General features: G+C 45.2%; 21 protein-coding genes and 1 pseudogene. All 22 read right to left on the minus strand.

Features of this window, described 5'->3' with window-relative positions; translation table 11 throughout:
* Positions 1-770: RNA-guided endonuclease InsQ/TnpB family protein (locus GT674_RS12735; protein ID WP_161286052.1), on the minus strand; the 770-nt coding region annotated here is incomplete at its 3' end.
* A pseudogene (locus GT674_RS18270) lies at positions 733-843 on the minus strand (IS607 family transposase); the annotation flags it as partial. The gene GT674_RS12735 and the pseudogene GT674_RS18270, both read right to left, overlap by 38 nt.
* Entirely contained in the window at positions 836-2,755 is a 1,920-nt protein-coding gene (locus GT674_RS12740; RefSeq protein ID WP_161286053.1) for a BMP family ABC transporter substrate-binding protein, read from the minus strand. The pseudogene GT674_RS18270 and the gene GT674_RS12740, both read right to left, overlap by 8 nt.
* A 98-nt stretch (positions 2,756-2,853) precedes the next feature.
* The gene (ilvA, locus tag GT674_RS12745) at positions 2,854-4,065 is read right to left on the minus strand and encodes a threonine ammonia-lyase (RefSeq protein ID WP_161286054.1); all 1,212 of its coding nucleotides are present in this window, start codon (positions 4,063-4,065) and stop codon (positions 2,854-2,856) included.
* A 42-nt stretch (positions 4,066-4,107) separates the two neighbouring features.
* Positions 4,108-5,058 carry a signal recognition particle-docking protein FtsY gene (ftsY, locus tag GT674_RS12750; protein ID WP_192926032.1) on the minus strand — a complete coding sequence of 317 codons (951 nt, stop codon included), beginning with the start codon at positions 5,056-5,058 and terminating at the stop codon, positions 4,108-4,110.
* Positions 5,059-5,073: 15 nt separating this feature from the next.
* Positions 5,074-8,634, minus strand: a complete 3,561-nt coding sequence (gene smc, locus GT674_RS12755; RefSeq protein ID WP_161286056.1) for a chromosome segregation protein SMC — start codon at positions 8,632-8,634, stop codon at positions 5,074-5,076.
* A gap of 13 nt (positions 8,635-8,647) precedes the next feature.
* On the minus strand, positions 8,648-9,319 hold the full coding sequence (gene rnc / locus GT674_RS12760; RefSeq protein WP_161286081.1) for a ribonuclease III: 672 nt from the start codon (positions 9,317-9,319) through the stop codon (positions 8,648-8,650).
* A 2-nt stretch (positions 9,320-9,321) separates the two neighbouring features.
* Positions 9,322-10,380 carry a phosphate acyltransferase PlsX gene (plsX, locus tag GT674_RS12765; protein ID WP_161286057.1) on the minus strand — a complete coding sequence of 353 codons (1,059 nt, stop codon included), beginning with the start codon at positions 10,378-10,380 and terminating at the stop codon, positions 9,322-9,324.
* Between the two features lie 202 nt (positions 10,381-10,582).
* Positions 10,583-12,418, minus strand: a complete 1,836-nt coding sequence (locus GT674_RS12770) for an ABC-F family ATP-binding cassette domain-containing protein (protein WP_161286058.1) — start codon at positions 12,416-12,418, stop codon at positions 10,583-10,585.
* Between the two features lie 9 nt (positions 12,419-12,427).
* Positions 12,428-13,774 carry an MATE family efflux transporter gene (locus tag GT674_RS12775; protein ID WP_161286059.1) on the minus strand — a complete coding sequence of 449 codons (1,347 nt, stop codon included), beginning with the start codon at positions 13,772-13,774 and terminating at the stop codon, positions 12,428-12,430.
* 102 nt (positions 13,775-13,876) lie between these two features.
* On the minus strand, positions 13,877-14,761 hold the full coding sequence (locus GT674_RS12780; protein ID WP_161286060.1) for a hypothetical protein: 885 nt from the start codon (positions 14,759-14,761) through the stop codon (positions 13,877-13,879).
* Positions 14,762-14,776: 15 nt separating this feature from the next.
* On the minus strand, positions 14,777-15,250 hold the full coding sequence (locus GT674_RS12785) for a VWA domain-containing protein (protein WP_161286061.1): 474 nt from the start codon (positions 15,248-15,250) through the stop codon (positions 14,777-14,779).
* Positions 15,251-15,290: 40 nt separating this feature from the next.
* Positions 15,291-15,620, minus strand: a complete 330-nt coding sequence (locus tag GT674_RS12790) for a hypothetical protein (RefSeq protein WP_161286062.1) — start codon at positions 15,618-15,620, stop codon at positions 15,291-15,293.
* Positions 15,598-16,884, minus strand: coding sequence for a serine/threonine protein kinase (locus GT674_RS12795; protein ID WP_161286063.1), 1,287 nt, complete (start codon positions 16,882-16,884; stop codon positions 15,598-15,600). The genes GT674_RS12790 and GT674_RS12795 overlap by 23 nt, the downstream gene beginning before the upstream one ends.
* Positions 16,885-16,903: 19 nt before the next feature.
* On the minus strand, positions 16,904-18,604 hold the full coding sequence (locus GT674_RS12800; RefSeq protein WP_161286064.1) for a serine/threonine protein kinase: 1,701 nt from the start codon (positions 18,602-18,604) through the stop codon (positions 16,904-16,906).
* 3 nt (positions 18,605-18,607) lie between these two features.
* Entirely contained in the window at positions 18,608-20,947 is a 2,340-nt protein-coding gene (locus GT674_RS12805; RefSeq protein WP_161286065.1) for a serine/threonine protein kinase, read from the minus strand.
* Between the two features lie 2 nt (positions 20,948-20,949).
* Positions 20,950-21,630, minus strand: coding sequence for a hypothetical protein (locus tag GT674_RS12810; RefSeq protein ID WP_161286066.1), 681 nt, complete (start codon positions 21,628-21,630; stop codon positions 20,950-20,952).
* 89 nt (positions 21,631-21,719) lie between these two features.
* Complete coding sequence (locus tag GT674_RS12815; protein ID WP_161286067.1) at positions 21,720-23,141, minus strand: hypothetical protein; 1,422 nt, start codon at positions 23,139-23,141, stop codon at positions 21,720-21,722.
* A gap of 77 nt (positions 23,142-23,218) precedes the next feature.
* Positions 23,219-23,401: a 50S ribosomal protein L32 gene (rpmF, locus tag GT674_RS12820; protein WP_005425421.1), complete on the minus strand. Its 183-nt coding sequence runs from the start codon at positions 23,399-23,401 to the stop codon at positions 23,219-23,221.
* A gap of 3 nt (positions 23,402-23,404) precedes the next feature.
* Positions 23,405-23,932 (minus strand): YceD family protein, encoded by a 528-nt coding sequence (locus GT674_RS12825; protein ID WP_161286068.1) that lies wholly within the window; start codon positions 23,930-23,932, stop codon positions 23,405-23,407.
* 228 nt (positions 23,933-24,160) lie between these two features.
* A complete protein-coding gene (locus GT674_RS12830; protein ID WP_161286069.1) occupies positions 24,161-25,351 on the minus strand; it encodes an acetate kinase in 1,191 nt (396 codons plus the stop codon).
* 53 nt (positions 25,352-25,404) lie between these two features.
* Entirely contained in the window at positions 25,405-26,412 is a 1,008-nt protein-coding gene (gene pta, locus GT674_RS12835) for a phosphate acetyltransferase (RefSeq protein ID WP_161286070.1), read from the minus strand.
* Positions 26,413-26,567: the final 155 nt, after the last annotated feature.

The raw sequence follows: 26,567 nt of genomic DNA on the forward strand, positions 1-26,567 counted from the left end.
AAAAGTCTTTCCTTTTTGATTACATTATTTGTTTTACAGTAACTTTCTCCTTTCTTATTTTTCTCGTAAGAACGAGAGATACTACGCTGTAATCTGCGTTTCTGTTTTTCTAGTTTCTTTACTTTCTGACTCTTATTGATGTTCTTATACTTAGCTCCATCAGAACAGACCGCCAGATCTTTGATTCCCAAGTCTATGCCGACTCCATCATCATTAAATGTTTCCCTGCGGTCAGGAAATTCTACACATACACTGATCCACCAGTTCAATCCGTCAAAGGATATTCGCGGATTCATATATTTAGCATCTGTCGGAATCCTTCCATATTCTGCAAGTCTTACCCAGTTCATTTTTTGTTTATTTGCCTTCCTGCTGGAGGAAAAGCCTTCAAATTTAACGTGGGTATTACTGAATCGTATCTTAACGTTGTCCTGATAGAACTTCGGCATTGACCTCTTTTTTGACTTGAATCTCGGGAATTTCTGCAAACCCCTGAAAAAGTTCTTATAAGCAGTACAGGCATCTTTGATCGCCTGTTTTGTTACATTATTTGAAATATTCAATAACCATGCATATTCATCAGAATGTCTAAGCTTTGTAAATTCTTTTCTGAGTTCTGCATCTGAAATGAATTTTTCACCTTTTTCATAGTTTTCTATTTCCCTGGTCAAAGCCCAGTTATAAGCAAATCTTGAAGCACCTGCGTACTGAAACATCTTAGTTTTCTGTACATTATTTGGTATCAACATTACTTTTATGGCTTTTACCATCTGTTTCCTCCTGTATCAGTTCCCGGATAAGTTTCTTAGCTTTATTCACTCGTTTTCCTTGTGATTTACAACTGATTCTTAAGGCCGGACTGCTGTGTTACCGGTTTTGCCTGTTCTGTTAATTCTTTCTGCGCCGGGATCGAACCGATGACATTCTCTGCCAGCCAATCCATCCTGATGATTTCTTCCGGAGAAAGCGTCCTGTCTGGATCTGACTGAACCATTCCCTCCTGTGAATACAGGATTCCGGAGAACGGGTTAAATTCTCCTCTGGTTATATTATCCTTCAGAAGCTGTACCAGCCTTCTTGTTCCTATCGGCAGGTTCTGGGAGTGAATGACATCTACAACTCCTGCCGAGAGTCCCCACCAGTAGTTGATGGCTTTTGTTCCGTCATTGTCATCATATTTCCAGGTTCCATCCATGATCGTGCGGATCAGCTGTTCGTAGAATTTACCCCAATGCCACAGAGGCATTGCGATATTATGTGGTTCCCCGTTTTCCAGATGATACAATCCAAAGTATCTGGAAGTCTCCTCCGGGATCACCATGTCCTTACCGGATACCACTGTCACACCCTTTTTCTGGATGTTTTCCATGACACGTCCCAGATCCACATCCTTAAGTGTGGACCATTCCAGATAGACTTTGGCTCTTGGATTCACCATCTTGGCACCCAGAGCAAACGCATTGATATTTGCGATCGTTCCAAAAATCGGATAGTCAGCGATATAGGCAAGCTGCCCATTCTCTGCCATTGCTCCGGCGATCGCTCCCATCAGGAATTTTGCCTCATGCATACGTGCATAATAGGTACGGATATAACGGTGTGAAGTATTCAGCGAACAGTTCACGATTCTTATCTCAGAATTTGCGATTGCGGCCTGTACGCTGGCTTTGACAAACTCCGGTGTCGTTGTAAAGATGAGATTGCAACCCTTCTGGATTGCATCAGAGATTGCTTTTTCTGCGAGCTCCGGCGTCAGATTCTCATAACACTCTGTTGTGACCTCATCCGGGAAGGTCTGCTCAAGATGAAGTCTTCCCAGTTCATGTGCATAAGTCCACGCGGATGTTCCCGGTGTCTTGGCATAAAGGAACGCAATTTTGAGTTTCGGTGCACTTAATGGGAGCAGCCGGTTCAGAAGTGGTTTTTTCTCTGTGTTCGGATTCATTTTCAGATCGATCTCATGGTCATGTTCGAGCAGTTTAAATTCCTCCCAGCTCTTTTCTACCAGTGTCTTGAGCTCACTCACCGTCTTCTCACAAAGTGCCTCGTACCCATAAACTGTCACAAAAGCCAGGAACGCATCTCCCGTAGTGATGGAGAGTTTCTTTCCTCCTGCTGCTTCAAATTCAGCTGCAAAGCGGGAATAAACGGAGCTGAAATTCAGCTTGTCATCGTCTGACCAGAGTTCTTTCGGTCCTTTTCCTACTGCCTCCTGAAGTTTTGCAAAGCTTCCGAGCTTTGAAAACCAGACATAATTGATCTGAGAGAGCGCATAGAAATCTACAAATTCATAATAAATTTTATTTTCTTTCTGATCTGTCTTTGCAGGAAGGATTCTTGTCACATATCCCGGTACAGAAACTGCATCATAATATTTCAGAACGCTGACACGCTTATTTCCTTCTTCTATATAAAATTTGTTCATATATTCATAGGCCTTGATCGGATCGCGGATTCCCTCTTTGAGATGACTCTCGCTCAGCACACTCCATTTGTAGGCAAACTCCGTATTTTCACGAAGGATCGGCATGAAGTTTCCGGAAAAAGCACTGCTTCTGCCACTTGTCTTTGTTCCCACGATCTGCTCGATCGGAATCTGTACCAGGCCAAGAGGTACCTCAGAATATCTGCCTCTTGATGGAAGGACATCATCCAGAACCTTCAGCGTTGGAATCTCTCCCCTCATCATCCTTGCCTGATAATCCCTTTTTCCTGCTTTGTATGCCTTGATATAATCTTCTGATACATATGCCATAAAAAAGACCTCCTTTCCGTGGATCTTAACTCTTTCGCAAAACAGGGGATCCGGACCCGTTCCGGTCTGAATCCCCTGATATTTTAACAGTATTTTTATTACAGACTTGCCCGAATCACCTTTGGTCTGCATCCGGCTTTTTCCAGAGCCTGAACGATTTTGTTCTTGTGCTCTGTTCCATACGCTTCCAGGGTTACCTTAAGTTCAACAGCCTCATTACGGTTAGTACTAATAAACTGATTGTGTTCCAGCTTAATAACATTACCCTGATTTTCGGCAATGATAGAAGCAACACGTACCAGTTCACCCGGCTTGTCCGGAATCAGGACGGAAACGGTAAAGATTCGATCCCTCTGGATCAGTCCATGCTGTACAACGGATGACATTGTGATAACATCCATATTTCCACCACTTAAGATGGATACGACTTTCTTGCCTGTGAAGTTCAGATGACGGAGTGCAGCGACTGTCAAAAGTCCGGAGTTCTCAACGATCATCTTGTGGTTTTCTACCATATCAAGGAAAGCAACGATCAGCTCATCATCATCGATCGTAATGATATCATCCAGATTTTCCTGGATATACGGGAAGATATGCTCACCCGGAGTCTGTACCGCAGTACCATCTGCAATCGTATTTACATGAGGAAGAGTAACGACTTCGCCTTTTTCCATGGAGGCCTTCATGCAGGCTGCTCCGGAAGGCTCTACACCGATGACCTTGATATGCGGGTTCAGAAGCTTGGCAAGTGTGGAAACACCTGTTGCCAGTCCGCCTCCTCCGATCGGTACAAGGATATAATCTACAAGAGGAAGCTCCTGTACGATTTCCATTGCAATGGTTCCCTGTCCTGTCGCAACAGCCGGATCGTCAAACGGATGGATAAAGGTATATCCTTCTTTTTCTGCCAGTTCCAGGGCATAAGCACAGGCCTCATCATAGACATCTCCCTTGAGGATGACTTCTGCGCCGTAGCTCTTGGTGCGCTCTACCTTAATAAGAGGTGTGGTCGTCGGCATAACAATGACTGCCTTTGCACCAAACTTGTGTGCTGCATAGGCGACACCCTGTGCATGGTTTCCTGCAGATGCGGCAATCAGACCTTTAGCTCTTTCTTCTTCAGAAAGGGTGCTGATCTTGTAGTATGCGCCACGGACTTTATACGCGCCGGTACGCTGCATATTCTCTGGTTTAAGGAAAACCTTGTTTCCTGTCAGTTCTGAAAAATATGCACTCTTAATAAGCTTTGTTTCCTGTGTTACCTGTTTTACGATCTCTGCTGCCTCTTCAAAGCTCTCTAATGTAAGCATCTTTGCTCCTCCTCGTTTTATCACTTTTAGTCTTTTGTCCGGTTATTCCGTCTTCAGTTCCTTCTCATCTACATCAAACAGGGCATTAACAAACGCATCTGCATCAAACTTCTGCAGGTCATCGATCTGCTCTCCAACGCCGATGTATTTGACCGGAATGTCAAGTTCGGACTGAATAGCCACTGCAATACCACCCTTTGCAGTACCGTCCAGTTTGGTGAGGATAATTCCGTTTACGTTGGCAACCTCCGCGAACTGCTTCGCCTGTGCCAGTGCATTCTGACCGGTTGTTCCGTCAAGAACGACCAGTGTTTCCAGATATGCCTCTGGATATTCTCTTTCAAGGATCCGATATATCTTACGAAGTTCTTCCATAAGATTCTTCTTATTGTGAAGTCGTCCTGCGGTATCACAGAGCAGGACATCTGCATTTCTTGCCTTGGCTGCCGCCACTGCATCATATACGATGGATGCCGGGTCAGCCCCTGCCTGTCCTCCGATAAGATCCACACCGGCACGGTTTGCCCACTGTGCAAGCTGCTCACCTGCTGCTGCACGGAAGGTATCCGCTGCTGCAAGGATAACTTTCTTTCCCTGATCCTTGAGTTTACCGGCAAGCTTACCGACGGAAGTAGTCTTTCCTACTCCGTTGACACCGATCACAAGGATTACGGATTTCTGATTTTCAAATGCATACTCTGTACTGTCTACCCGCATCTGCTCCTTGATCTCTTCAATCAGAAGCTGTTTGCACTCAGCCGGGTTCTTGATGTGCTTTTCTGCAACCTGTTTCTTAAGATTCTCTATGATCGCTGATGTCGCATTGATTCCAATATCTCCCATGATGAGGATTTCTTCCAGTTCTTCGTAGAAATCATCATCGATGCTGGAATAACCACTGAAAATGGAATCAAATCCGGCAACGATATTATCTCTTGTTTTGGTAAGACCACTGACCAGACGTTTAAAAAATCCCTTTTTTTCTTCTGCCATTCTCATTCCTCCTCGTTATTTGGTTAACTGGCTCTCCACCAGATCAACAGAAACCAGGGTGGAAACACCCTTCTCCTGCATGGTGATGCCATATAACCTGTCTGCGGCATTCATGGTACCGCGTCTATGTGTTATTATAATAAATTGTGTATTCTTCGTCAACTTCTGAAGATAAGATGCGAACCGTCCGACATTCGAGTCATCCAGTGCCGCCTCAATCTCGTCCAGAAGACAGAATGGTGACGGTTTCAGGTTCTGGATCGCAAACAGAAGTGCGATTGCTGTCAGAGCCTTCTCTCCACCGGAAAGCTGCATCATGTTCTGAAGTTTCTTGCCCGGCGGCTGTGAGATGATCCGGATACCGGCTTCCAGGATATCTTCTCCCTCTGCAAGCTCCAGGGTTCCCTTTCCTCCACCGAACAGTTCTCTGAATGCTTTGTCAAATTCATGCTGGATATCACGGAATTTCTCAGTAAACTGTCTGCGCATCCCCTCGTCCAGTTCCTGGATGATATTTTCCAGCGTTTCCTCTGCTTTGACAAGATCCGTATACTGTGTTGTCAAAAAGGTGTGACGTTCCAGAAGTTCCTTATAATCCTCAATCGCATTGACATTGACGGAACCAAGTCTACGGATTTCTTCTTTGATGCGGCTGACATCCTTTCTGATCTCCTGAAAGTCATCCAACTCTTCTTTCTTATAAGAAAGTGCATTGTTCGGAGTGATCTCATATTCCTCCCACATATAGGCAATACGGCTTTCTCTCTGTTCTTCGACTTTTTCTGCCTGACTGCGCAGGCGGAAGCATTCCTTGTCCAGAAGTGTCGTTTTTTCAGAAAGATGATCTCTCTTTTCAAAAAACGCCTTATGACTTCCGGTACGCTCTTCTTTTTCAGCCTCGCATGTTTCTCTCAGTGTATAAAGCTCCTGGTCTTTCTTTTCACACGCTTCCATCTCTCTTCGAAGGTTCTGAATTCCGTTTTCTTTCTTGACGATCTCATCGCCGCTCTGCGAAATATCTGTAAGCAGCTCTTCGCTTTCTGTTTCACAGGCCTGGATTTCTGTTTCCAGACGGTTCAGGTTCTCCTGAAGGAAGTGTTTCTGCTGCTCCAGTGAAGCGCAGTCCAGACGAATCTGTTCCAGTTTCTTCTGTCTGGCTGTCTCTTCTTCTTTCCATTCATCCAGCTCTTTCTGCTTCGTCTCAATGAAGGTTTCCAGTTCTTTTTCATCCTTCTGGGAAACCTCGAGTTCTTTTGCAATATTCTGGTGATCTTCACGGATCTCCAGTGCCTGCCGTCTCAGTTCATCCTGATCACGGTCAATCTGATGATAGGTTTTCTGGATCTCCTCCTCTTTCTTCTGAAGCTGTTCCAGATTCAGCTTTGCAGTATTCTGTTCCACATACTGCTGACGTAATCTCTGCTGAAGCTCACTTATCCTGTCACGGAATTTATTTCGCTGCTCCCGGTCTGTAAGAACGGACTGCTGTGCAGCCTCCAGTTCCTGCTTACGAAGTGCGACATTTTTTTCCAGTTCTTCAATCTCACGACGGCGGCCGAGAAGATTGCTGTTGTTACGGAAGGCACCACCGGTCATGGAGCCTCCGGGGCTTAAGGATTCACCCTCGATCGTTACCATCCTGAGACTGTGCCGGTATTTCTTTCCGATCGCGATCGCATGATCAATGTGGTCCACCACAAGAACTCGGCCAAGAAGATATTGTACCAAATCACTGTACTCGGCATCTGCCTTAACCAGGGTATCCGCGGTTCCGATCACTCCCGGTTCCTTCAATGCCTCTCTCTGTGTAAAGCCGCCTCTTCCGCTGATATTTGACAGAGGGAGGAAGGTTGCACGTCCATAACGGTTCTGCTTAAGAAAACTGATCATCCGCTTTGCTGTCTGCTCATTGTCTGTGACAATATTCTGGATGCTTCCGCCCAGTGCAGTTTCGATTGCAATCTCATAATCCTTCTGCACATGAATGATATCTGCTACAACACCACGAATCCCCGGTTCTTTTGCTTTCTGCTCCATAACTCTTCGTATACTGTTGCCATAGCCATCATAGCGTTCTGTGATATTACGCAGCGATTCCAGTCTGGAAGCTTCTCTGTGATAGGCAGTCTGACCTTCCTCTATCGTTTTGCTCTGCTGCTGCAGCCTCGCCTGAAGCTTCTGCATTTCTTCATTCAGGCGGCTGCATTCTTCGTTGGCTTTCTGAATATCCTGTGTGATCTCATCATAGGCTTTCTGATATCTGCTGCGGTCATTTCCGAGAACCTCCTCCTCGCTCTTGAGACGGAGAATCCTCTGACTGATCTCTGCCTTTCGGATATCAAGCTGTTCGATCATCGCATCAAAACGCTGTGCTTTACCCTTGGTAGTAGCACGGCTGTTAAGGATCTCAATGATCTCGTTCTTGCCATCCTCCACAGCACCGGTACATTCCTCTACATTAAAAACGATATTCTCAAGCTGCTTCTCTTCTTCTCTTAAGTTTCTCTGGGTTTCTCTTAATTTTTCCTGAAGTGTCAGCTTCTCCTCAGTCAGCTTTTCCTTTTCTTCCCGGCGGTGTGCAAGATCCTCTCTGAGCACAGCCAGACGGGCCTTAAAATGCTCACTGCTCTGTTTCCCCGCCAGGATCTGTTCTTCCATGACCTGCTTCTGGCCTTCCATCTGCTGTTTCTTAAGTGCATTCTGCTGCTGTTCTTCCTTAAGTGCATCCAGTCGGCTGTTTAACTCCTCCAGCTCCTGTTCCAGACGTTCATACTCAGCCTTCGTCCGGTCATAGGCCTTTTGTGCCTCATCCAGTTCTCTCTGGGCATTCTGAAGTTTATTCTCCAGTTCTTCCAGGTTCTGACCACTTTGTTCATACTCAAGAAGAAAAAGATTGACATCCAGTGTTTTGAGTTCTTCTCTTTTGGCAAGGTAGATCCTCGCTGTCTCGGACTGCTTCTCCAGTGGTCCTAACTGCTTGGTCAGTTCGCTTAAGATATCCGTAACGCGGACAAGGTTCTGACGTTCTTCCTCCAGCTTTTTGATCGTTGTATTTTTTCTTCGTTTGAACTTTACAATTCCTGCTGCCTCGTCAAAAAGCTCCCTGCGGTCCTCAGGCTTTCCGCTTAAGATCTTGTCGATCTGCCCCTGACCGATGATGGAATATCCTTCCTTGCCGATACCGGTATCATAAAACATCTCCTGAATATCCTTGAGACGGCAGCTGCTTCCATTGATCAGATATTCACTCTCACCGGAGCGGTACAGACGCCTTGCAACCGTCACCTCATTATAATCCACCGGAAGCTTATGGTCACTGTTGTCCAGAGTGATCGCCACTGACGCAAAGCTCAGAGGCTTTCTTGATTCTGTGCCGGAAAAAATGACATCCTGCATGTTGCCGCCTCGAAGCTGCTTCGCACTCTGTTCACCAAGAACCCAGCGGACTGCATCACCGACGTTGCTCTTGCCACTTCCGTTCGGTCCTACAATCCCGGTGATTCCGTTGTGGAATTCAAAATTGATCTTCTGAGCAAAGGATTTGAAGCCATATACTTCAATATTTTTTAAATACATAACTCACCTGCAATTATATCTTTTTCTCCTGGATCGCCTGATAGGCAGCTGCCTGTTCAGCAGCCTTTTTGGTATGACCGGTACCACATCCAAACACTTCTCCATTTACTCTTACCTCTACGGTAAACTGTTTGTCATGATCCGGACCCTTCTCCTCTGTGAGAACGTATTCAACGGGCTGAAGTCCCTTTTCCTGAACAATCTCCTGAAAAATGGTCTTGCTGTCATAAAAGAGCTGTTTGCGTTCAATATCATTCAGGATAAAATGCAGGACAAAAGCTCTGGCAGGCTCAAATCCTCCATCCAGATAGATCGCGCCAAGCAGGGCTTCCGTCGCATCCGATATGATCGAATCCCTGTTTCTTCCTCCTGTCATATTCTCTCCGCGTCCAAGAAGAAGAAATTTCGGAAGTCCGAACTGTCTTGCGCAGTAGGCAAGGCTTGGTTCGCAGACAAGACTGGCTCTCTTTTTGGTCAGTTCTCCCTCCGGTATCTGTGGAAAGCGTGCATACAGAAAATCACTGCTGACAAGCTCCAGTACCGCATCTCCCAGAAATTCCAGACGCTCATTGCAGCCCAGCTTTCCAAGTTTTTTCTCATTTGCATAGGAACTGTGGGTCAGTGCCTGTTTCAAAAGTTTCCTGTTCTGAAAAGTATATCCTATGATCTGTTCTAATTCTTCCATCATTAGTTCTGTCCTTCTTTTTGTACTGCCGGTGTTTCTGGTGCTTCATAGTGAGGCGGAAGAATACGCTCGGCAATTTTTTCATTTATTTTCTGCTGTTTAAACTGTACACACTGGAAGATCGCATTGCGGATCTCAACAGCCTTCGCACTTCCGTGTGTCTTGACAACAAGTCCTTTGAGTCCCAGAAGAGGGGCACCGCCATACTCTGTTGCATCAAAACTCTTGAGTGTCTGCTTCAGTGCCGGCTTCACAAGAAGAGCTCCGATCTTGCTCTTTAAGGTACTCATCATGCCTTCCTTGATCTTACCTATCAGCTCAGAGCTGACCCCCTCATAGAGCTTGAGGATGACATTTCCTACAAAAGCCTCACAGACAATGACGTCTGCATAGCCTGCCGGGATGTCTCTCGCCTCGATGCTTCCGATAAAATTGATTCCTTCCACTTCTTTGAGAAGCGGGAAAGTCTCTTTGACCAGGGCATTTCCCTTCTCTTCCTCTGCTCCGTTATTTACAATCGCTACACGCGGGTTTTTGACTCCGACTACATTTTCCATATAAATGGATCCCATTTTGGCAAACTGTACCAGATGGGATGGTCTCGCATCTACATTGGCTCCACAGTCAATCAGAAGAGAAACTCCCTTCGCCGTCGGGATCAACGGTGCAAGCGGCGGACGCTCTACACCTTTGCTTCTTCCTACCAGTACCTGACCGCCGACAAGGACAGCTCCTGTACTTCCTGAGGAAACAAATGCATCTGCTTTCTTTTCTTTCACCATCTTAAGACCTACTACTATGGAAGAGTCTTTTTTCTTTCGGATGGAAAGTACAGGAGGCTCCGCCGTCTCGATCACCTCTGTGGCATTTACCACCTGAATCCTGTCCTTCGGATAATCCTGATATTTATCAAGCTCCCTGCGGACCACATCTTCTATACCCGTCAGGATCACCTGAATATCATCTCTTTCTTTTACTGCTTCCACAGCTGCTTTTACAGGTTCCACCGGTGCATAATCGCCGCCCATGACATCTACAACAACTTTTACTAATTCTGCCATTATTTTTCCTCCTGCTTTTTATATCAAATTATAACCATTCCTTATATCTGTAACTCTGTCTGCGAAACGGCTATCATCTCTCTGTTCTGAATATGATAAAACAATCACACTTTATCTTACTAAAGAATTCACCTAAAATCAATAAAAACCGGATAAATCACGGATTCTTTTCTGTACCGCATATAGAAAGAAACATCCTGTATCAGTTATTATTCTGAGCTTCGATCTGTTCTGCGAGATCGTTCAGATACATCCAGCGATCCATTTTTTCCTCCAGCTGTGCCTCTGCCTCTGTTTTTTGCTGTGTAAGCTCATTCAGCTTGCCGGAATTTGTCGCATTCGCCATGATCTCTGCATCCAGCTTCTCGATGCGTGCCTCCAGTGCCGCAATATCATCGTCGATCGTCTCAAATTCTCTCTGCTCTTTGTAACTGAATTTGAGTTTTGTCGGACGGTTCTGCTTCCATGTTTTTACGGAATCCTTTTCTGTCTTCGGTGTTTCCTCATCTTTTCCGTCTGCTTTAAAGGACACAGCGTCACCTGTCTCAATTCCCTCTCTGCGTTTCTTTGCCTCAAGGTAATCAGTGTAGCCGCCTTCGTACTGCGTAAGATTGCCTTCACGGTCAAATTCAAAGATACGGTCCACCAGATTATCAAGGAAATAACGGTCATGAGATACTGCGATCACGATTCCTGCAAAGGAAGCCAGATAATCTTCCAGGATCGTGAGGGTCGGAATATCAATGTCGTTTGTGATCTCATCCAGGAGAAGAACGTTCGGCGCTGCTGCCAGTACTTTGAGAAGGTACAGTCTCTTCTTCTCTCCACCGGAGAGTTTCTCGATCGGTGCATACTGCATGGCCGGATCAAAAAGGAACTGCTCCAGAAGCTTGGATGCACTGATGAGCCCGTCCCTGGTCGGAATAAACTCAGCCACATCCTTGATATAATCGATCACTCTCTGACTGCTGTTCATATCTTCGATCTCCTGAGAAAAATATCCCAGTTTGATGGTATCTCCGATTTCCACTTCTCCGCTGTCCGGCTCGATCACGCCGGCTATGATCTTGAGAAGCGTAGACTTTCCGCAGCCATTTGGCCCGATGATTCCAAGGCGCTGGTTTTTCAGTACAATATAGTCAAAATCCCGGATGCAGACTCTGTCACCAAAGCTCTTGGAAATATGATGGAGTTCAATCGTCTTTTTGCCCATTCGTGTTTCTACGGAATCAATCTCCACACTCTTGTCACGCACCGGAGCGGTAGAATTTTTCATTTCCTCCAGACGTTCAAGACGGGCTCTCTGTTTCGTACTTCTTGCACGGCAGCCACGTTTTGCCCACTCAATCTCCATGCGGAGAATGCTCTGCTTCTTTCGTTCAGAAGCCATCTCCATCTCTTCTCTCTGGGCTTTCATTTCCAGAAAGTCGGAATATTTTGCCTCATAGCTGTAAAGCTTTCCATGGCTGATCTCCAGGATCTTGTTTGTCACACGGTCAAGGAAATATCTGTCATGTGTTACCATGATCACAACCCCCTTAAAACGGTTGAGATAATCCTCCAGCCATGCAGCCATCTCATTATCCAGATGGTTCGTCGGCTCATCCAGAATCAGAACATCTGTCGGGTTTGCCAGGACTGCTGCCAGTGCCACACGTTTTTTCTGTCCGCCGGAAAGATGTTCAATCTCTTCTTCATGATCCTCGATCCCCAGTCTGTTGAGGATCATATGCGCCTCTGTCTCCGGATTCCAGTTCTGATCCTTCTGTCCCTGTGTCACATAGGAAAGAATCGTTGCGTCTTTGGGAAATTCCGGATGCTGCGGAAGATAAGTAATGCGAAGCCCGTTCTGTGTGATCACCTGACCTTCATCCGCTTCCTCCAGTCCCGCAAGGATTTTAAGAAAGGTTGTTTTGCCTGTTCCATTGATACCGATAATTCCTATTTTGTCTCCCTGATGTATCCCGCAGGAAATATCATCAAAGATCACCTTATCTCCATAAACTTTACTGATATGCTCCAGATTTAAAACATTCATCCCTGTCCATCACTCCTGTATTCTTTTTACTTTTGGAAATCTTCTGATATAATAAATAATAAACAATACTGCTGTGATTCCCCATGATACCGGATAACTCAGCATAATTGTATTGATTCCCGGATATCCCGGAAATACACCAAACATCCACACAATACGGAAAAAGCAAACTCCGCCGCAGGTAAGCAGCATCGGGACCAGGACTCTTCCCGCCCCTCTGAGTGCACCGGAAAGAATTCCGATCGCCACGTACAAAAAGTACGACGGCAGAAGGAAATGCATCATGTCAACACCGATCTGCACGACCTTTGCATCTGTCGTAAACAGTCTGTAAAGCGGAGCAGCCAGTGCATACAGGACTCCGCTTACAAGGAAAGCGCCTGCATAGGCCATTCCAAGACAGATCCCCACGCTTTTTCGCATTCTCTTCACCTTTCCTGCCCCATAGTTCTGACCGACAAAGGTTGTTATAGAAATTGCAAAGGCATTCACGACCATCCAGTAGACCGCATCAATCTTTGCAAAGGTTCCCCATGCCGCAACCGTATCCGTTCCCAGTTCATTTACAAATACCTGGATGATCAGGTTTGCAATGGTATACATAGTAGCCTCCAGTGCCGCCGGAATGCCGATCCGAAGAACAGATTTAAGCGAAGCTCCATAAAAGCGGATTTCCCGAAGCTTAAGCTGAAACAGCGGGTTTTCTTTCATAAGAAGAACCGTTACCAGCGCTGAACTGATTCCCTGACAACTCACAGTCGCGAGTGCAACGCCCATAACTCCCAGGCGGCAGACAACTACAAGTATGATATCAAGGACTATATTCAGCCCACAGGTGACCATCAGAACATACAATGGTCTTTTGGAATCGCCCACTGCACGTAAGATGGATGCTCCCATATTGTAAATGATGTTAAAGACCATTCCACAGAAATAAATATGAAGATATATCCTGGAATCCGCCATCAGTTCCTGTGGGGTCTTCATAAGCGTAAGAACCGTATCCGTGAGAAAAAAGCCGAGAACTCCCACAATGCATCCGATCGTAATACCAAACGCATAGGAGGTATGCAGCGTCTTATTAAGATTTTTCCTGTCTTTCGCACCATAAAACTGTGCTGCGATCACAGACGCACCGGAAGTCAGTCCGACAAAGACCTCCACTACCAGATTGACGATCTGATTGACCGAACCTCCGACAGCTGCTAAAGCCTCCTTACCTACAAAACGACCGACAACAATGCTGTCGGCCGTGTTATATATCTGCTGAAAAAATGTTCCGATCATGATCGGAAAAAAGAAGATCAGAAGCTGTTTCCAGATCACACCCTCTGTAATCTGATTCCTCTCATCCATTATCTGTTTCCCCCGTTTCTCCCTCTTTTAAGATAATCTCATCCTTATCGTTTCAGTATAGCAGAGAGAAATAGGAAAAGCAACGTATTTTTATAGGGTTTCCTACCACTGAGAAGGATCATAAAGGACGATCTGCGGATCGGCAGAATCTGTAGAAGCATACATCGAGAGAACATTTCCGGACGGGTCGATCCACTCACCGGAACCACCCTCCTGCATACCCGGATACATGTTATCCCAACCGTCACCCGGCTGATATCCGTACAGACAGCAGTTGTTGCCGGTTCCTTTTATTACGATTTTGGATACATTCAGACTTCCAAGATCATCTGCCTGCCCTCTGGCATAGAACATAACCTGTCCATCCTCCACAACCGTATCCTCTCCCTCTGTTCTCGCTCCCACGTCAAATCCCTCATAGAAGAGCTGGCGCAGATTCTCTCCCATATACTGAGATACCTCTGTTTTGTCCGTGTGGGAACCAAGTGTTATATGGGACATTGTAACTGTCAGATCGTTATCTTCTCCGCTTAATGCCACATAGTTTCCATTTCTGTCATAATAAACCGGTCTTGACGGCATACAATAGAATCCTTTGCCGGCCAGTTCATTTCCTGCCTCACTGTATGTCATTCCGGTATCTACTCCCATCAGCCAGTACGGGTTTCCGCTTCCGGTCAGCTGGATCTGTGTAATACCATCCTGGGCATCACTGGAATCCGCACTGAACAGGGTTACCTGACCGTTGGAAGAGCTTGTCATTCCCATATTCCAGTAAGGCTCGGACATCCCGTCAAATTTTTCTGTCATTTCTTTCAGACTTCTTCCAAACATGGAATCCAGTTCCGGATCTTCCACTGCAGAGCTGCTGTTCCCTCCGATAAATGGAAGTGTAAATCCCGCATAACACGGAACTGCTGTCATTCCTGTAAGTGTCACTGCTGCAATCATCGCTGCACCTGTGGCTTTAAAGCTTATTTTTCGCATAAATCCAATCTCCTTTTAGTTGTAATTCTGTCGTCTGTGATCCCAAAGAGCTATCTTCCAGCCTCTTTCCTTCAGTCTCTGTATCTTTTCTTTGAATCTTTCTCTCTCTTCCTCAGAGCTTACATTATCCAGCCCGTCTGTGATCAGGTACAGACTGACATCCTGCCGGGATTTCTCCTCTTGCGGCATGAGCTTTGACAGCAGATCCAAAACTTCTTCTGCACTGTCCAGATAGGCACTGTAGCCTTTTGTATAGTAAGCAAAGGTATCCAGTGGCTTCACATATTTCAGCGGCATCCTGCAATAAAGCAGTTCACATTCTTCATTGCACAGAGCCAGTGTCACCAATGCCTCTTTTTTCATTTGTTTCTGCTGTGCAAGCCATCTGTTAAAGCTTTCTGTGATTTCTTCTTCCTTTCCATACATAGATCTGCTGCGGTCAATGATATAGATCACTTCTGATATCTTTTTATATTCTTCTTTTTCCATCTGCTCTCCCTCTCTGTTATATACAAAATCCCTTCCCTGTCTAATCCGGCCAGTATGCTTTTTCCTGCGACATTTCCAGCAGCTTTCGTGGAATGATCCGAACAGTCAGGCTGTCTTTCTGGCTTTCTTTAAAGATCAGCATCCCCTCTTCCCACTGATACATATAGATCATACCGTCGTCTTTTCCCTGTTGCATGATATCCTTATCGTCTGCTGTGAGATCTCTGGCTGTTTTTTTCTCCGGATCCTCTGCGTCTGTAAGAAAAAGCAGAAATTCTGCTGCCATCTCTCCTGGCTCAATCCCCTGATTTCTCTGACATTTCATATAAAAATCCAGGATATCTCCATTATTCAGATCTTCTTCCACCATAAGGGTACAGGTATCTTCCACCTGGTATTTTGTGAAAATCCGTTTCTATCAGATCATATTCGCCAACCGTTACCGTACAGTCCGTTTCCGTTTCCTGTTTTGTATACGAAAGCTTCTGCTGCGTCAGATAAGCATCCAGTTCCTCTCCTGTTCTGAAAAACCGAAAGCGGTTACAGGGAAGTCCGTATGCTCTGGCTGTTTCCTCTGACAGATGAAAAATACTGTCTGTTCCATCCTCCGATGTTTCAGAAGAGACTGCATTTGTCCTGACCAGCGTAAGAAGTTCCTGTGCTTCCCTGGATCCTCTGTAAAAATTTCCAGCATACTGCACTTTTGGTTCCGTTCTTCCTGCCCACAGAATTCCCGTTCCAACAACTCCCACAATTACTGTGCCCAACAGCAGTGGTACAAATTTTCTGAAGGCCTGTCCCTTCTTTTTTTCTGCTTCTGGAGATTCCTGTTCATCTTTTCCAAGAAAAGCCTCTCTTAATTCTCTGACAGATGAATAGCGTTCGCGGTAATCCAGTGCCATTCCTTTAAGCAGTACTTTTTCCTGCTCCAGCGTAATCTCCGCACCATACATGGAGGGTGGATACAGGGTATCCTTCTCTCTTCTTGACAGAGAGCTTTCCGGAATTGCACCTGTGATCATCTCATAACACACTGCACAGAGACTGTAGACATCTGTCCATGCCTTCTGCTTGCCATGTTTTTCATATTGTTCCGGCGGCGCATATCCCTCTTTAAAAAGAACCGTCTTTGTGTGGTCATCCTCTGTAATTTCTCGTGCGGAACCGAAATCTATAATGCAGAGACTCCCATCCTCTCTGAGCATCAGGTTGTCCGGTGTCAGATCTCTGTGCAGGATGTGTTTTCCGTGCATCTTTTCCAGCCCCTCCATAACCGGAAGGAGCATATCTCTCGCTTTCTCAAAAGAAAGAGGTTCTTCCTGGCATTCCAGATAATGCCTCAGGCTGGTTACCCGCAGGTATTCCATGACAATATAGGCATTCCCCTGTTCTTCAAAGTAATTCAGAACCTTTACAATTTCTTTCACCGCGTGCAGAGAGGCCATCACTCTTGCCTCCCGCAGGAAGTTTCGGATTTCTTTTTCTCTTTTTTCGCCCTGTGGAGGACATAGCTCTTTTACTACGACCTTTTGCTGATTTTCCTGGTCAGCCGCCAGCCAGGTAGTTCCAAAGCCGCCCTGCCCCAGACGTTTTTCCAGACGATAACGCCCGTTTCCAATCACTCTTATCTGCAACTTTTTATATTCCTTCCTGTCAGTAAAGAATCCCATCATTGGATGCAGCGATCGCCACACTGTATTCTATGGTTTCCTGACTTTCATTGACCGACCCCATAACGCTGAGCCAGCTGTGGAGATTTACCTGAATATATCTGCCTTCTTTCGATTCTTCCATCTGTTTCTGTAAATCCGCAATTTCTTCTGCGGTCAGATATGCTTCCGGACAGCAGACCGGGAGCAGCGTTTCCACAAAGGTCCGAAAACGCTGTGGATCTGTTGTACTACCTCTCAGGCAGATCACTCTCTGGTCTACCGGATCATAGAATATCTCATAATTTTCCCTGTCTCCGGACAGAGTCGTAACCTGATAAGCTTCCTCTGAATAAGACAGGTTGCTGAGCAGTTCATAGGAATCATCCACCCTTCGGTAAACCGACGGATGACTGTTCTTCTCGGTTTTTATCTGATTTTTGATCCTGTCCAGTCCCATCTGGGAAAACAACACTTTCTGAATCGAAGCCTTATCCAGATACATTTTGCGTCTCGTGTTTCCCGGTATGTTCCACTCAAGCAGTTCCTCCTCCGTAAGTTCGCAGGAAATCATTCCCTCTGTAAGATCCTCTCCAATCTTTGGATCATACTTTTCAAGTCTTTTTAAGATGGTTTCATAGTCTTCATCAAGGCTGGAGATCAGCCTCTCATCATTTTTGGCAATCCCCTGCTCTTTTGCTTTCCTGGCTTTTCTCTCGAAATACTGAACGGGATAATGTTTCTGCAGCCACTGATCTCCTGCCCAAAAGCCTCCTGCTGCCAGAACGGTACACAAAGCTCCCAGTCCTATCCGTCTTAAGATACGGCGGTTCTGCTTTCGGCCTTCTACATGATAGCCAACTCCAAGTCCACTGATCTGGATCCATTTCTGTCCCCAGAAATACCGCGTACTTCCTGACAGCATTCTTATACTGTCGGTATCATAACCCAGAGCATGAAGCAGAAGTTCCATACTGAAATATCTCTGCTGGATATCCAGATTCAGTCCCTGAAAGATTGCCTGATCTATATGCCGGTCTGTTTTTGTATAGAAAGAAACCGGTCTGAATTCCTCTTTTTGAATACGCCGTACGAACGATATTGGTTTCTCTCCCGTCAATGTCTCAAAAAGAACTGCACAGATTCCATAAACGTCTGTCCACGGTCCAATCCTGTCCGGGGCCGTATACTGTTCCGGGGCACTGTACGCTTCCTTCATAAATTTCTTATCGCAGATGATCTCTTTGCCCCGACAGGCACCCAGATCGATCAGCTTCAGGTTTCCTGCTTCGTCAAACATCAGATTATCCGGACTCAGATCACAGTGAACCAGACCTTCGCTGTGCAGAAAAGCCAGACCTTCCAGCACGGGGCGAAACAGCTCCAGAAGCTGCCTTTGAGAACTTTGTTTTCGGAGCATTTCCAGCTTCTGCTTCAGTGTTCCTCCTGGCAGATATTCCATGACCAGAAAGTTCATTCCGGCTTTTTCGAAATAATCATAAATCTTTACTACTCCGGGGATCATCTCTTCTCTCAGAAAAGGGCTGTTGTCGTGGGAAAAAATTTCCGTCTCACTTCCGGCCTTCCAGACTTTTATCGCAATCTCCCGATGATTTTTCTCATCCAGTGCATGATAGATCACTCCAAAAGCTCCCTGCCCGATCTGCTCCCGGATCAGATAACGACTTTCTAATTTTTGTTCCATATATCAGTTTTCTCCATTTTGCGACCGGCAGGTTTCTGACAACATATAATTTCTGCTCACCCAGAAAGTGCCTCTTAAAATCACAAACTGTGCTGCATTGTCCTCATCCGTCAGGATCAATCCGTCAAGATCTGTAAAGCTATACCCCTGTATGGATAAGCCCTGAAGACCTGACAGTTTTTTGGAGATATCTTCTGCAATCATCTGTGCCGACACATTGCAATCTTCTGAAAAAGCTGTCGTAAGCTCTGCGGCCAGATTGCAGTCCCAGTTATTTTTATTTCCTTCCGAAAATAGAATGATCTTATAGATTCGTTCTGAAAGAATATCATACTGTATCCTGATTTTTTCGCCTTTCGGACCCTCAAAGAGCTGTTCTCGCAAAAACTGTGTTTTCACGGCACCCATTCCGGAATCTGTCACCTTAAACACCTCTGATTCTGAGGTAAGTTCAAAAGTGCTGTCCTGACTTTCCAGGATCTTCATAACATCTTTTCTCGTTTTTTTCAGAAGCAATATGTTTGACGGCTGATTCCACTCTCGGACATCCTCTTCTTCAAGCCAGTAGACCGTCTGAAGTCCATCCTTCTCACTTTCCACCGCATTCTGCTCTACAAAATCCATAAAATCCTGATATTGTGCCGAGGTTCTGGCATAACTTCCTGCCGCCTGCTCTTCATCCTCTGCTTCTGAGGCATAGCTTGAAAGTTCCAGACTCCAGCACTCTTGTGCTTCCTCTTCCATGTAGCTTAAATCTTTCTTCAGATTCATATAAAAACTTCCATATCTGACTGAATCATACATACTCTCTTCTGCCAGTGCAAAGACTGTCTCTATTTCCTGTTCTGTAAAATACGTTTCAGGAACAATCTGCGGTAAAATTTCTTTCAGAAATGTTTTCATCTCATCCTCTGAGAGTGTAGCCTTACAGGAATTTACTCTTCCACTCTGCCCGTCGCTTACAATCTCAAACCTTTTTTCTTCCTCCGCACAGGCATAAGTCACGTTCTTCTGGTTGTGGATCTCCAGATACGTCAGCAGCTCTCCATACCTTGTAACACTGCTTTCTCTGCTGCTGCTTTTTTCCTTCAGGGAAATTCCCAGAACTTCTTCTGTAAGCTTTTTGAGATGGATATCCTGGATAAAAAAGCCCTGTGCCTCATTTCCAGCCAGTTTTCGGACTTCCAGAAATTTGGGATCCACATGATAGATCATCTCCGATGCAATGGAACCCTCATCCAGAGTTCCTTCTTTTTGAGCTGCCTTCAGGATTTCCTCCGCCTCTTTTGTCTCTGCCGCCATAAGAAATACAGGTTCTTTCTGATATTTTATATGATCTCTATCAATCTGGTACTCCAGGATCTGCCGTTCATGCGTATGAACATAGCCAAATACAATGCCTCCGGCAAGAAGCATGAGTCCACACAAAATTCCTGTCACTTTCCTCTGCTTTCTTGTCATAAATGCATTCATTCCTCTTCTTTTTTCCGGTTCTCTCTGTTTTTTTTCTGTCAGATCCAGCCATTTCTCGCCCCAGACGGACCGTGCTGCTCCGAGGCAGACGGCCAGTGGTTCACTTTCCATACCAAGCTGTTCTGCCAGTGCATAAAGTCCGAAGCTGCCTTCGCCGGCATCTGCCTCGATTTCATGCCGGAGTGTATGATCTACCCGGGTGCTGACCGTGGCCCAGCGGCTGATTGAGCTTACCCTGCCCTTCCTCAGGAAATGTTCTGCCCGCCTCGGATATTTCCCTGTCAGACATTCATAGAGAACTTCTGACACCGAGTGCACATCACTCCAGGGGCCTGCCTCTTCCAGTTTCCGGCTTCTTAAGAAACAGTCTCCAATCCCTGTCAGACAAAGAGTTCCGTTTTCATCAAAAAGCAGTCTCTCCATAGTAATTCCGCCATGAACGATCCCAATGCTGTGCATCCAGGAGAGAAGCTCCAGAACAGGGAAAAGCAGTTCCCATGCCTCCTCTATGGTAAACTGTCCTTTTTTCCGGGAATGCAGATATTGTCTGAGATTCTGCCCTGGCAGATGTTCCATTGCTATATATGCATGCTCTCCACCGCAGAAGACATCTGTCACCTCCGCAGTTCCCCGATATTCATATTTTCCAAAAAAATTTCCGGCTTCCTCAATAAATCTCTCTGTATCCGCACATTCGGTATCTGAATCTGCCCCTGTAAATTCTTTAAGTATAACCTCCTGATCCAGTGCCGTATCATAAGCCCGGTAAATTCTGCTGTGCGCACCTTCACAAAGAAGGTCTCCTGTCAGATAACGATTCTTCAGAAGGTGACACGGTCTTAGTTTCTGATCTTTGTATTTTTCCTTCATTTTCACGGTCCCCAGGAATATGCTGCCTGATAACGATAGTATGCCTTGTAGTAGCTCTGATATCTTTTCTTTGACACAGACCTTCCATCAATCCAGTAATTTACCTTAATTTTGCCGTTTGACTGACGTTGTCCGACATAATCAGACATGGTAAGATTGATATAAAGCTTGTATCCTCTGATCTTAAAGATATTTCTGGATACACTCCTTCCGTTAATAACTGTCTTTACAATAAAGGTTTTCTCTTTTTTGTTATAGAGAAGCTTCTGTGGTCCAAAGTAAGAGGTTCGCATAACAGCAACCGGCTGTACCCGTCCTTTGTAAATAGTCAGTACCACCATGACATTTGCCCGTTCACTGTAAAAAAATGCTTCCGGGATCTTGTCACCTGTCACATCTCTGAAAATATAACGAAGGTTATCATCATAATAGACATTTCTCATGGAAACCTTCTTTCCGCAGTCATTATATTTCCATCCGGAACGGCTTCTCAGATCATAGTTGATATTGAAACGGGTTCCGCTTTTTCCCCAGCTGCGCAGTTTGCTGTTGTACATTTTAACAGCTTTCTGATGGCTGATCCCGGCTGCCTGTACCGAAGTGGCTGTTCCTCCCGTGCTCAAAAGTAATCCTGCGATAATTCCTAAGACTGTTCTTACAAAAAATCTTCTGAAATTTTTCATTGTCTTTCCTCCCTCTCCTGATACTGTTGAATAGTTACCGGTTTTGTTTGTTAATTACAGTATATAAGATCATCCGGCAAATTTGTTTTTTATACCAGATAATCCAGGAGTTCTTTCTGGTGACAGTAGGAATCGCGATATACTTTGTAAAGATAGAAATTCTTTCCCTGGACCACCTGCTTCTCCACCTCTTCCTCCAGAACATCCAAGGGCTCTGTCGAACGAAGAAATCGAATCACAAAACAGTCAAATTCCTGATCCGGCTTCAGTCCGGCAAAACCACAGTTCATCAGAATACGGTTCAGACGGTTCATTGTGATCTTGTTCTCATCATCCAGTGACACTCTCATCCTGACAAACAGAAGAAAGCTTATCAGTGTCGCCCGGTTGATATCCCTGCCTCCTGTAATAAATTCACGGAAAAAATCTTCTCCGGAGCGTCCTCTCTGATAGGCTTTTTTGCGGTCTCCCTCTTCTCTGCCTCCACAGGTATCCTTTTCCTCCTCTTTTTTTCTCTGCTCTTCTTCCATCAATAAAAGCTTTGCAGCAGCAGTTTTCCATTCCTCCGGAGATGGATTCTGACTGCACAGTCCCAGCGAATGTGCCACACGGATCTTCATATTCTGCGGCCACTGGTCAAAATTTCCATACAGTTCAAAGAGGATCTCCATCCAGTCCACAGAGACATAGCCAAAATAAAAATAATTAAACTCATCAAAGATACCGCCCGGTGTCAGTGCTGTATTCTCTAGATATTCCTTTTTTTCCTCCAGCGACATATTGTTTCTCTGTTTGTCGGCATCTCTTTTTAACTTTGTCAGAGGCTTCAGAAAGGCAAGTTCCTCCAGTGCAAATTTCTCTTCCCTTCCCCGCTCTTCTTTGTCACGCACATTCCCATACTGATTGCGCAGTTTTTCTTCTTTTATGCAGCTTTCATAGTAGCGGTCACAGCGATCCTGAATATAAAAGTAAAGATATTTGCAGAAGTAATATCTCGCACGCTCTCTGACAGAAGAAAATTTCTCGATATTTTCCTGCACAAAAGACAAGAATTCTTCTTCCGAATCACTTTTTATAATTTTCTCCTCCAGGGATCTGGTCAGAAACATCGTCTCCAGTTCCTCGGAGACAGATTCTGCCTCCATATATTCTTTGAGTTCCTTCAACGTGATCTTTCCGCCCCTGAAAAAACTCTTCTCGTCCCCTTTGGATTTCTCGAACAGTTTTCTTCCTTCTGCAAAAAGCTCCTTCCATTCCTCGTAGTCCATCCGATGCTCAAACGCATAAATCAGGCACGCTTCATAAAAGCTTCTTGCATAAAGCTTCTCGCACTCATTCTCCTCCAGCTTCTGATTGATCTGTTCAAGACTCCATCTTGCAGCAAGACCCTCTGCCAGAATCTCCAGCCTGGCCGGGACTGCTTTCCGTTTCTTTTCATCTGCCTTCGATAATTCTTCCGTATCTATAGAAAAATTCATCACAAGATTTTCAAAAATGTCACTCTTTTTCATCTCTGCCCTCCATTTCTCCTTGCTTTTCAATACAAAAAAAGCAGAACCCCTGTGGATCCTGCTTCTTATTGTTGTGATTAGTCTTCTACTTTCACGATTTCTTTCTTGTTGTAGCTTCCGCACTCTTTGCAAACTCTGTGAGGCATCATCAGGGCGCCGCATTTGCTGCATTTTACCAGGTTCGGAGCACTCATTTTCCAGTTAGCACGTCTTTTATCACGTCTAGCTTTGGATGATTTGTTCTTTGGACATATGGACATAGGTTACACCTCCTTAAATTTACTAAATATATCACTGATGGCCGCCATACGTGGATCCTTCGGCTCCTCTGCACATCCGCAGGGTCCGTCATTCAGATTCTTACCGCACTGGCTGCAAATACCCTTACAGTCCTCTCTGCAGAGAACCTTCAAAGGCCAGTTCATCAGTACCTCAAGATAGACCAACCGGTCCACATCCAGGTCTGTTCCCGTGAGATAGTCATTCTCATCCAGATCTTCTACTCTGTCTTCATCAGACTGCTTCATATCCAGCTTACGCTCAATACTGTATGGAATCTCAACTAACACCTGCTCCAGACAGCGGTCACAGGGAATACCCACGGTAACACTTCCGTTTCCTGTAAGTTCCAGAACCTTATTGCCTGTATTGGCAATGGTAAGGCTTACCGGAGTCTTGTCTATAAGCTGATATTCTCCCAGCTGAAATGAAATTTTATCCAGTTCAAGTTCCGGAGTGATCTGAACGACCTTTCCTTCACATTCTATAATATCTGATAAATGAATCTGCATAATTATCTCCTACTCACACCTTATCAATTATACATAGATGACTATAGTTTGTCAATCTGATTTTTCATTAAATTGTATTTTCGAAAAAAAATATTCTTTATTAAGATAAAGGTAACTGTTCAGCACCCTCACAGTTACAGATAAAGAGAAGGAATCTGCCTTCAGCGGTAAATTCCCTCTCTTTAATACGGATTGTTCCGCAGTAAACTGCTTTGAACCCTGGTATTATTATTTTACCAGTGCTACTGTATCTCTGCAGATTGCAAGTTCTTCATTTGTAGGAATAACTGCAACCTTAACCTTGGAGTCTGCTGTAGAAATAACGATTTCTTCACCAAATGTATTGTTTGCTGTGTCATCGATCTCAACTCCGAGGTATCCGAGGTAGTTACATACATCTTTACGAAGTGCTCCTACATTCTCACCGATACCAGCTGTAAATACAATTGCATCTACACCGTTCATAGCTGCTACATATCCGCCGATAAATTTGGCAATACCATAGCAGAGTACATCGTATGCATTCTTGGCATCTTCGTTTCCGGCTTCGATTGCTGCTCTGATGTCACGCATGTCACTGCCGACTCCGGACATACCCTGAAGACCAGATTTCTTGTTCAGCACATTCATAACACCTGCAAGATCAAGGTTTTCTTTCTTTGCGATGAACTCAACGATTGCCGGGTCGATGTTACCGGAACGTGTTCCCATAACAACCCCTTCAAGTGGTGTAAGTCCCATGGTAGTGTCTACGCATTTGCCGTTCTCAACAGCACTGATGGAAGATCCGTTTCCAAGATGGCAGACAATCACTTTGGAGTTGTCTTTGTCAAGGCCAAGGAATTCAACAGCACGTTTGGATACAAAGCTGTGAGAGGTTCCGTGGAAACCATATCTTCTTACTTTGTAGTTTTTGTAGTATTCGATCGGAAGTCCGTACAGATATGCTTTTGCAGGCATTGTCTGATGGAAAGCTGTATCAAATACGCCAACCTGCGGTACGCCTGGCATAAGTTCAGAGCAGACACGGATACCGATCAGGTTTGCCGGGTTGTGAAGTGGTGCAAGGTCGTTGCACTCTTCTACTGTTGCGATCATCTCGTCTGTGATCACTGCTGAGGAAGCAAATTTCTCGCCGCCGTGTACGATACGATGTCCGATTGCTTCTACTTCTTTGAGGCTCTTGATCGCACCTGTTTTGTCGTTGGTGAGAGCATCCAGTACGAACTGGATTGCTTCTTTGTGTGTAGGCATTGCACACTCTGTGATTTCTTTGTCGGATCCGGCTTTCTGATAAACCAGTCTTCCGTCGATTCCGATTCTTTCGCAAAGACCCTTTGCCAGAACATCCTCTGTATCAGAGTTGATGAGCTGATATTTCAGAGAGGAACTTCCGCAGTTAATTACCAATACATTCATTTTAAATTCTCCTGTTCAATATGTTTCAATATGTAATATTTGTTGTGGAAAAATTATTTGTCTTCAGCCTGGCACTGTACAGCTGTGATAGCAACAACACCAACGATATCGTCTGCAGAGCATCCTCTGGACAGATCGTTAACTGGTTTTGCGATACCCTGTGTAACAGGTCCGTATGCTTCTGCTTTACCAAGACGCTGAGCAAGTTTGTATCCGATGTTTCCTGCATCAAGGTCAGGGAATACAAGAACGTTTGCCTTACCTGCAACTTCGCTTCCCGGAGCTTTGGATGCACCAACGCTTGGTACGATTGCAGCGTCAAGCTGGAATTCTCCGTCCAGTTTGAGTTCCGGATGCTCTTCTTTTGCGATTCTTGTAGCTTCTACCATCTTGTCTACGTCAGGATGTTTTGCACTTCCCTTTGTGGAATGTGAAAGCATTGCAACGATCGGCTCTTCTTCAACAAGAAGCTGGAAGGATTCTGCAGAAGAAGCTGCGATTGCAGAAAGCTCTTCCGGAGTCGGGTTCTGGTTCAGACCAGAGTCAGCAAATACAAATGCTCCGTTTGCACCGTATTCGCAGTCCGGAACTACAATCAGGAAGAATGCAGATACAAGCTTTGTTCCCGGTTTTGTCTTCAGGATCTGTAAGCATGGACGAAGTGTGTCTGCTGTAGAGTGGCATGCACCGGATACCATACCGTCTGCATCACCCATTTTTACCATCATTACACCATAGTATGGGTACTGAGTATGGAGGATTTCTTTTGCTTTCTCAGGTGTCATACCCTTCTTAGCTCTCAGCTCTACAAATTTGTCAATGTATGCCTGAGTTCTGTCAGATGTCTCCGGGTCAACGATAGTTGCTCCTGAGATATCAAATCCGCCTTCAGCAGCTTTCTTATTGATTTCTTCTTCGTTTCCGATGAGAACGATCTTGGCAACTCCCTCTTTCAGAATCTTATCAGTTGCCTCCAGAGTTCTCATGTCCTCTGTCTCTGGCAGTACGATAGTTTTGATGCTTTTTTTGGCTCTTTCTTTGAGTAAATCAACAAATCCCATGATTAAATGGCTCCTTTCGTTATTTCGGTCTTATGACCATGTGAGAATCCTGAATATGACCTCACAGCTAGTTTCATTATACCCCCAGTTCTGCCTCTTTTCAAGTGCTTGACAGGGAGATTCTTCCAAGGAGAGGTATTTTTTGAAGTGCAATT

Origin of the sequence: Blautia sp. BIOML-A1, from assembly GCF_009883055.1 — a bacterium.
Taxonomy (GTDB): Bacteria; Bacillota; Clostridia; order Lachnospirales; family Lachnospiraceae; genus Blautia_A.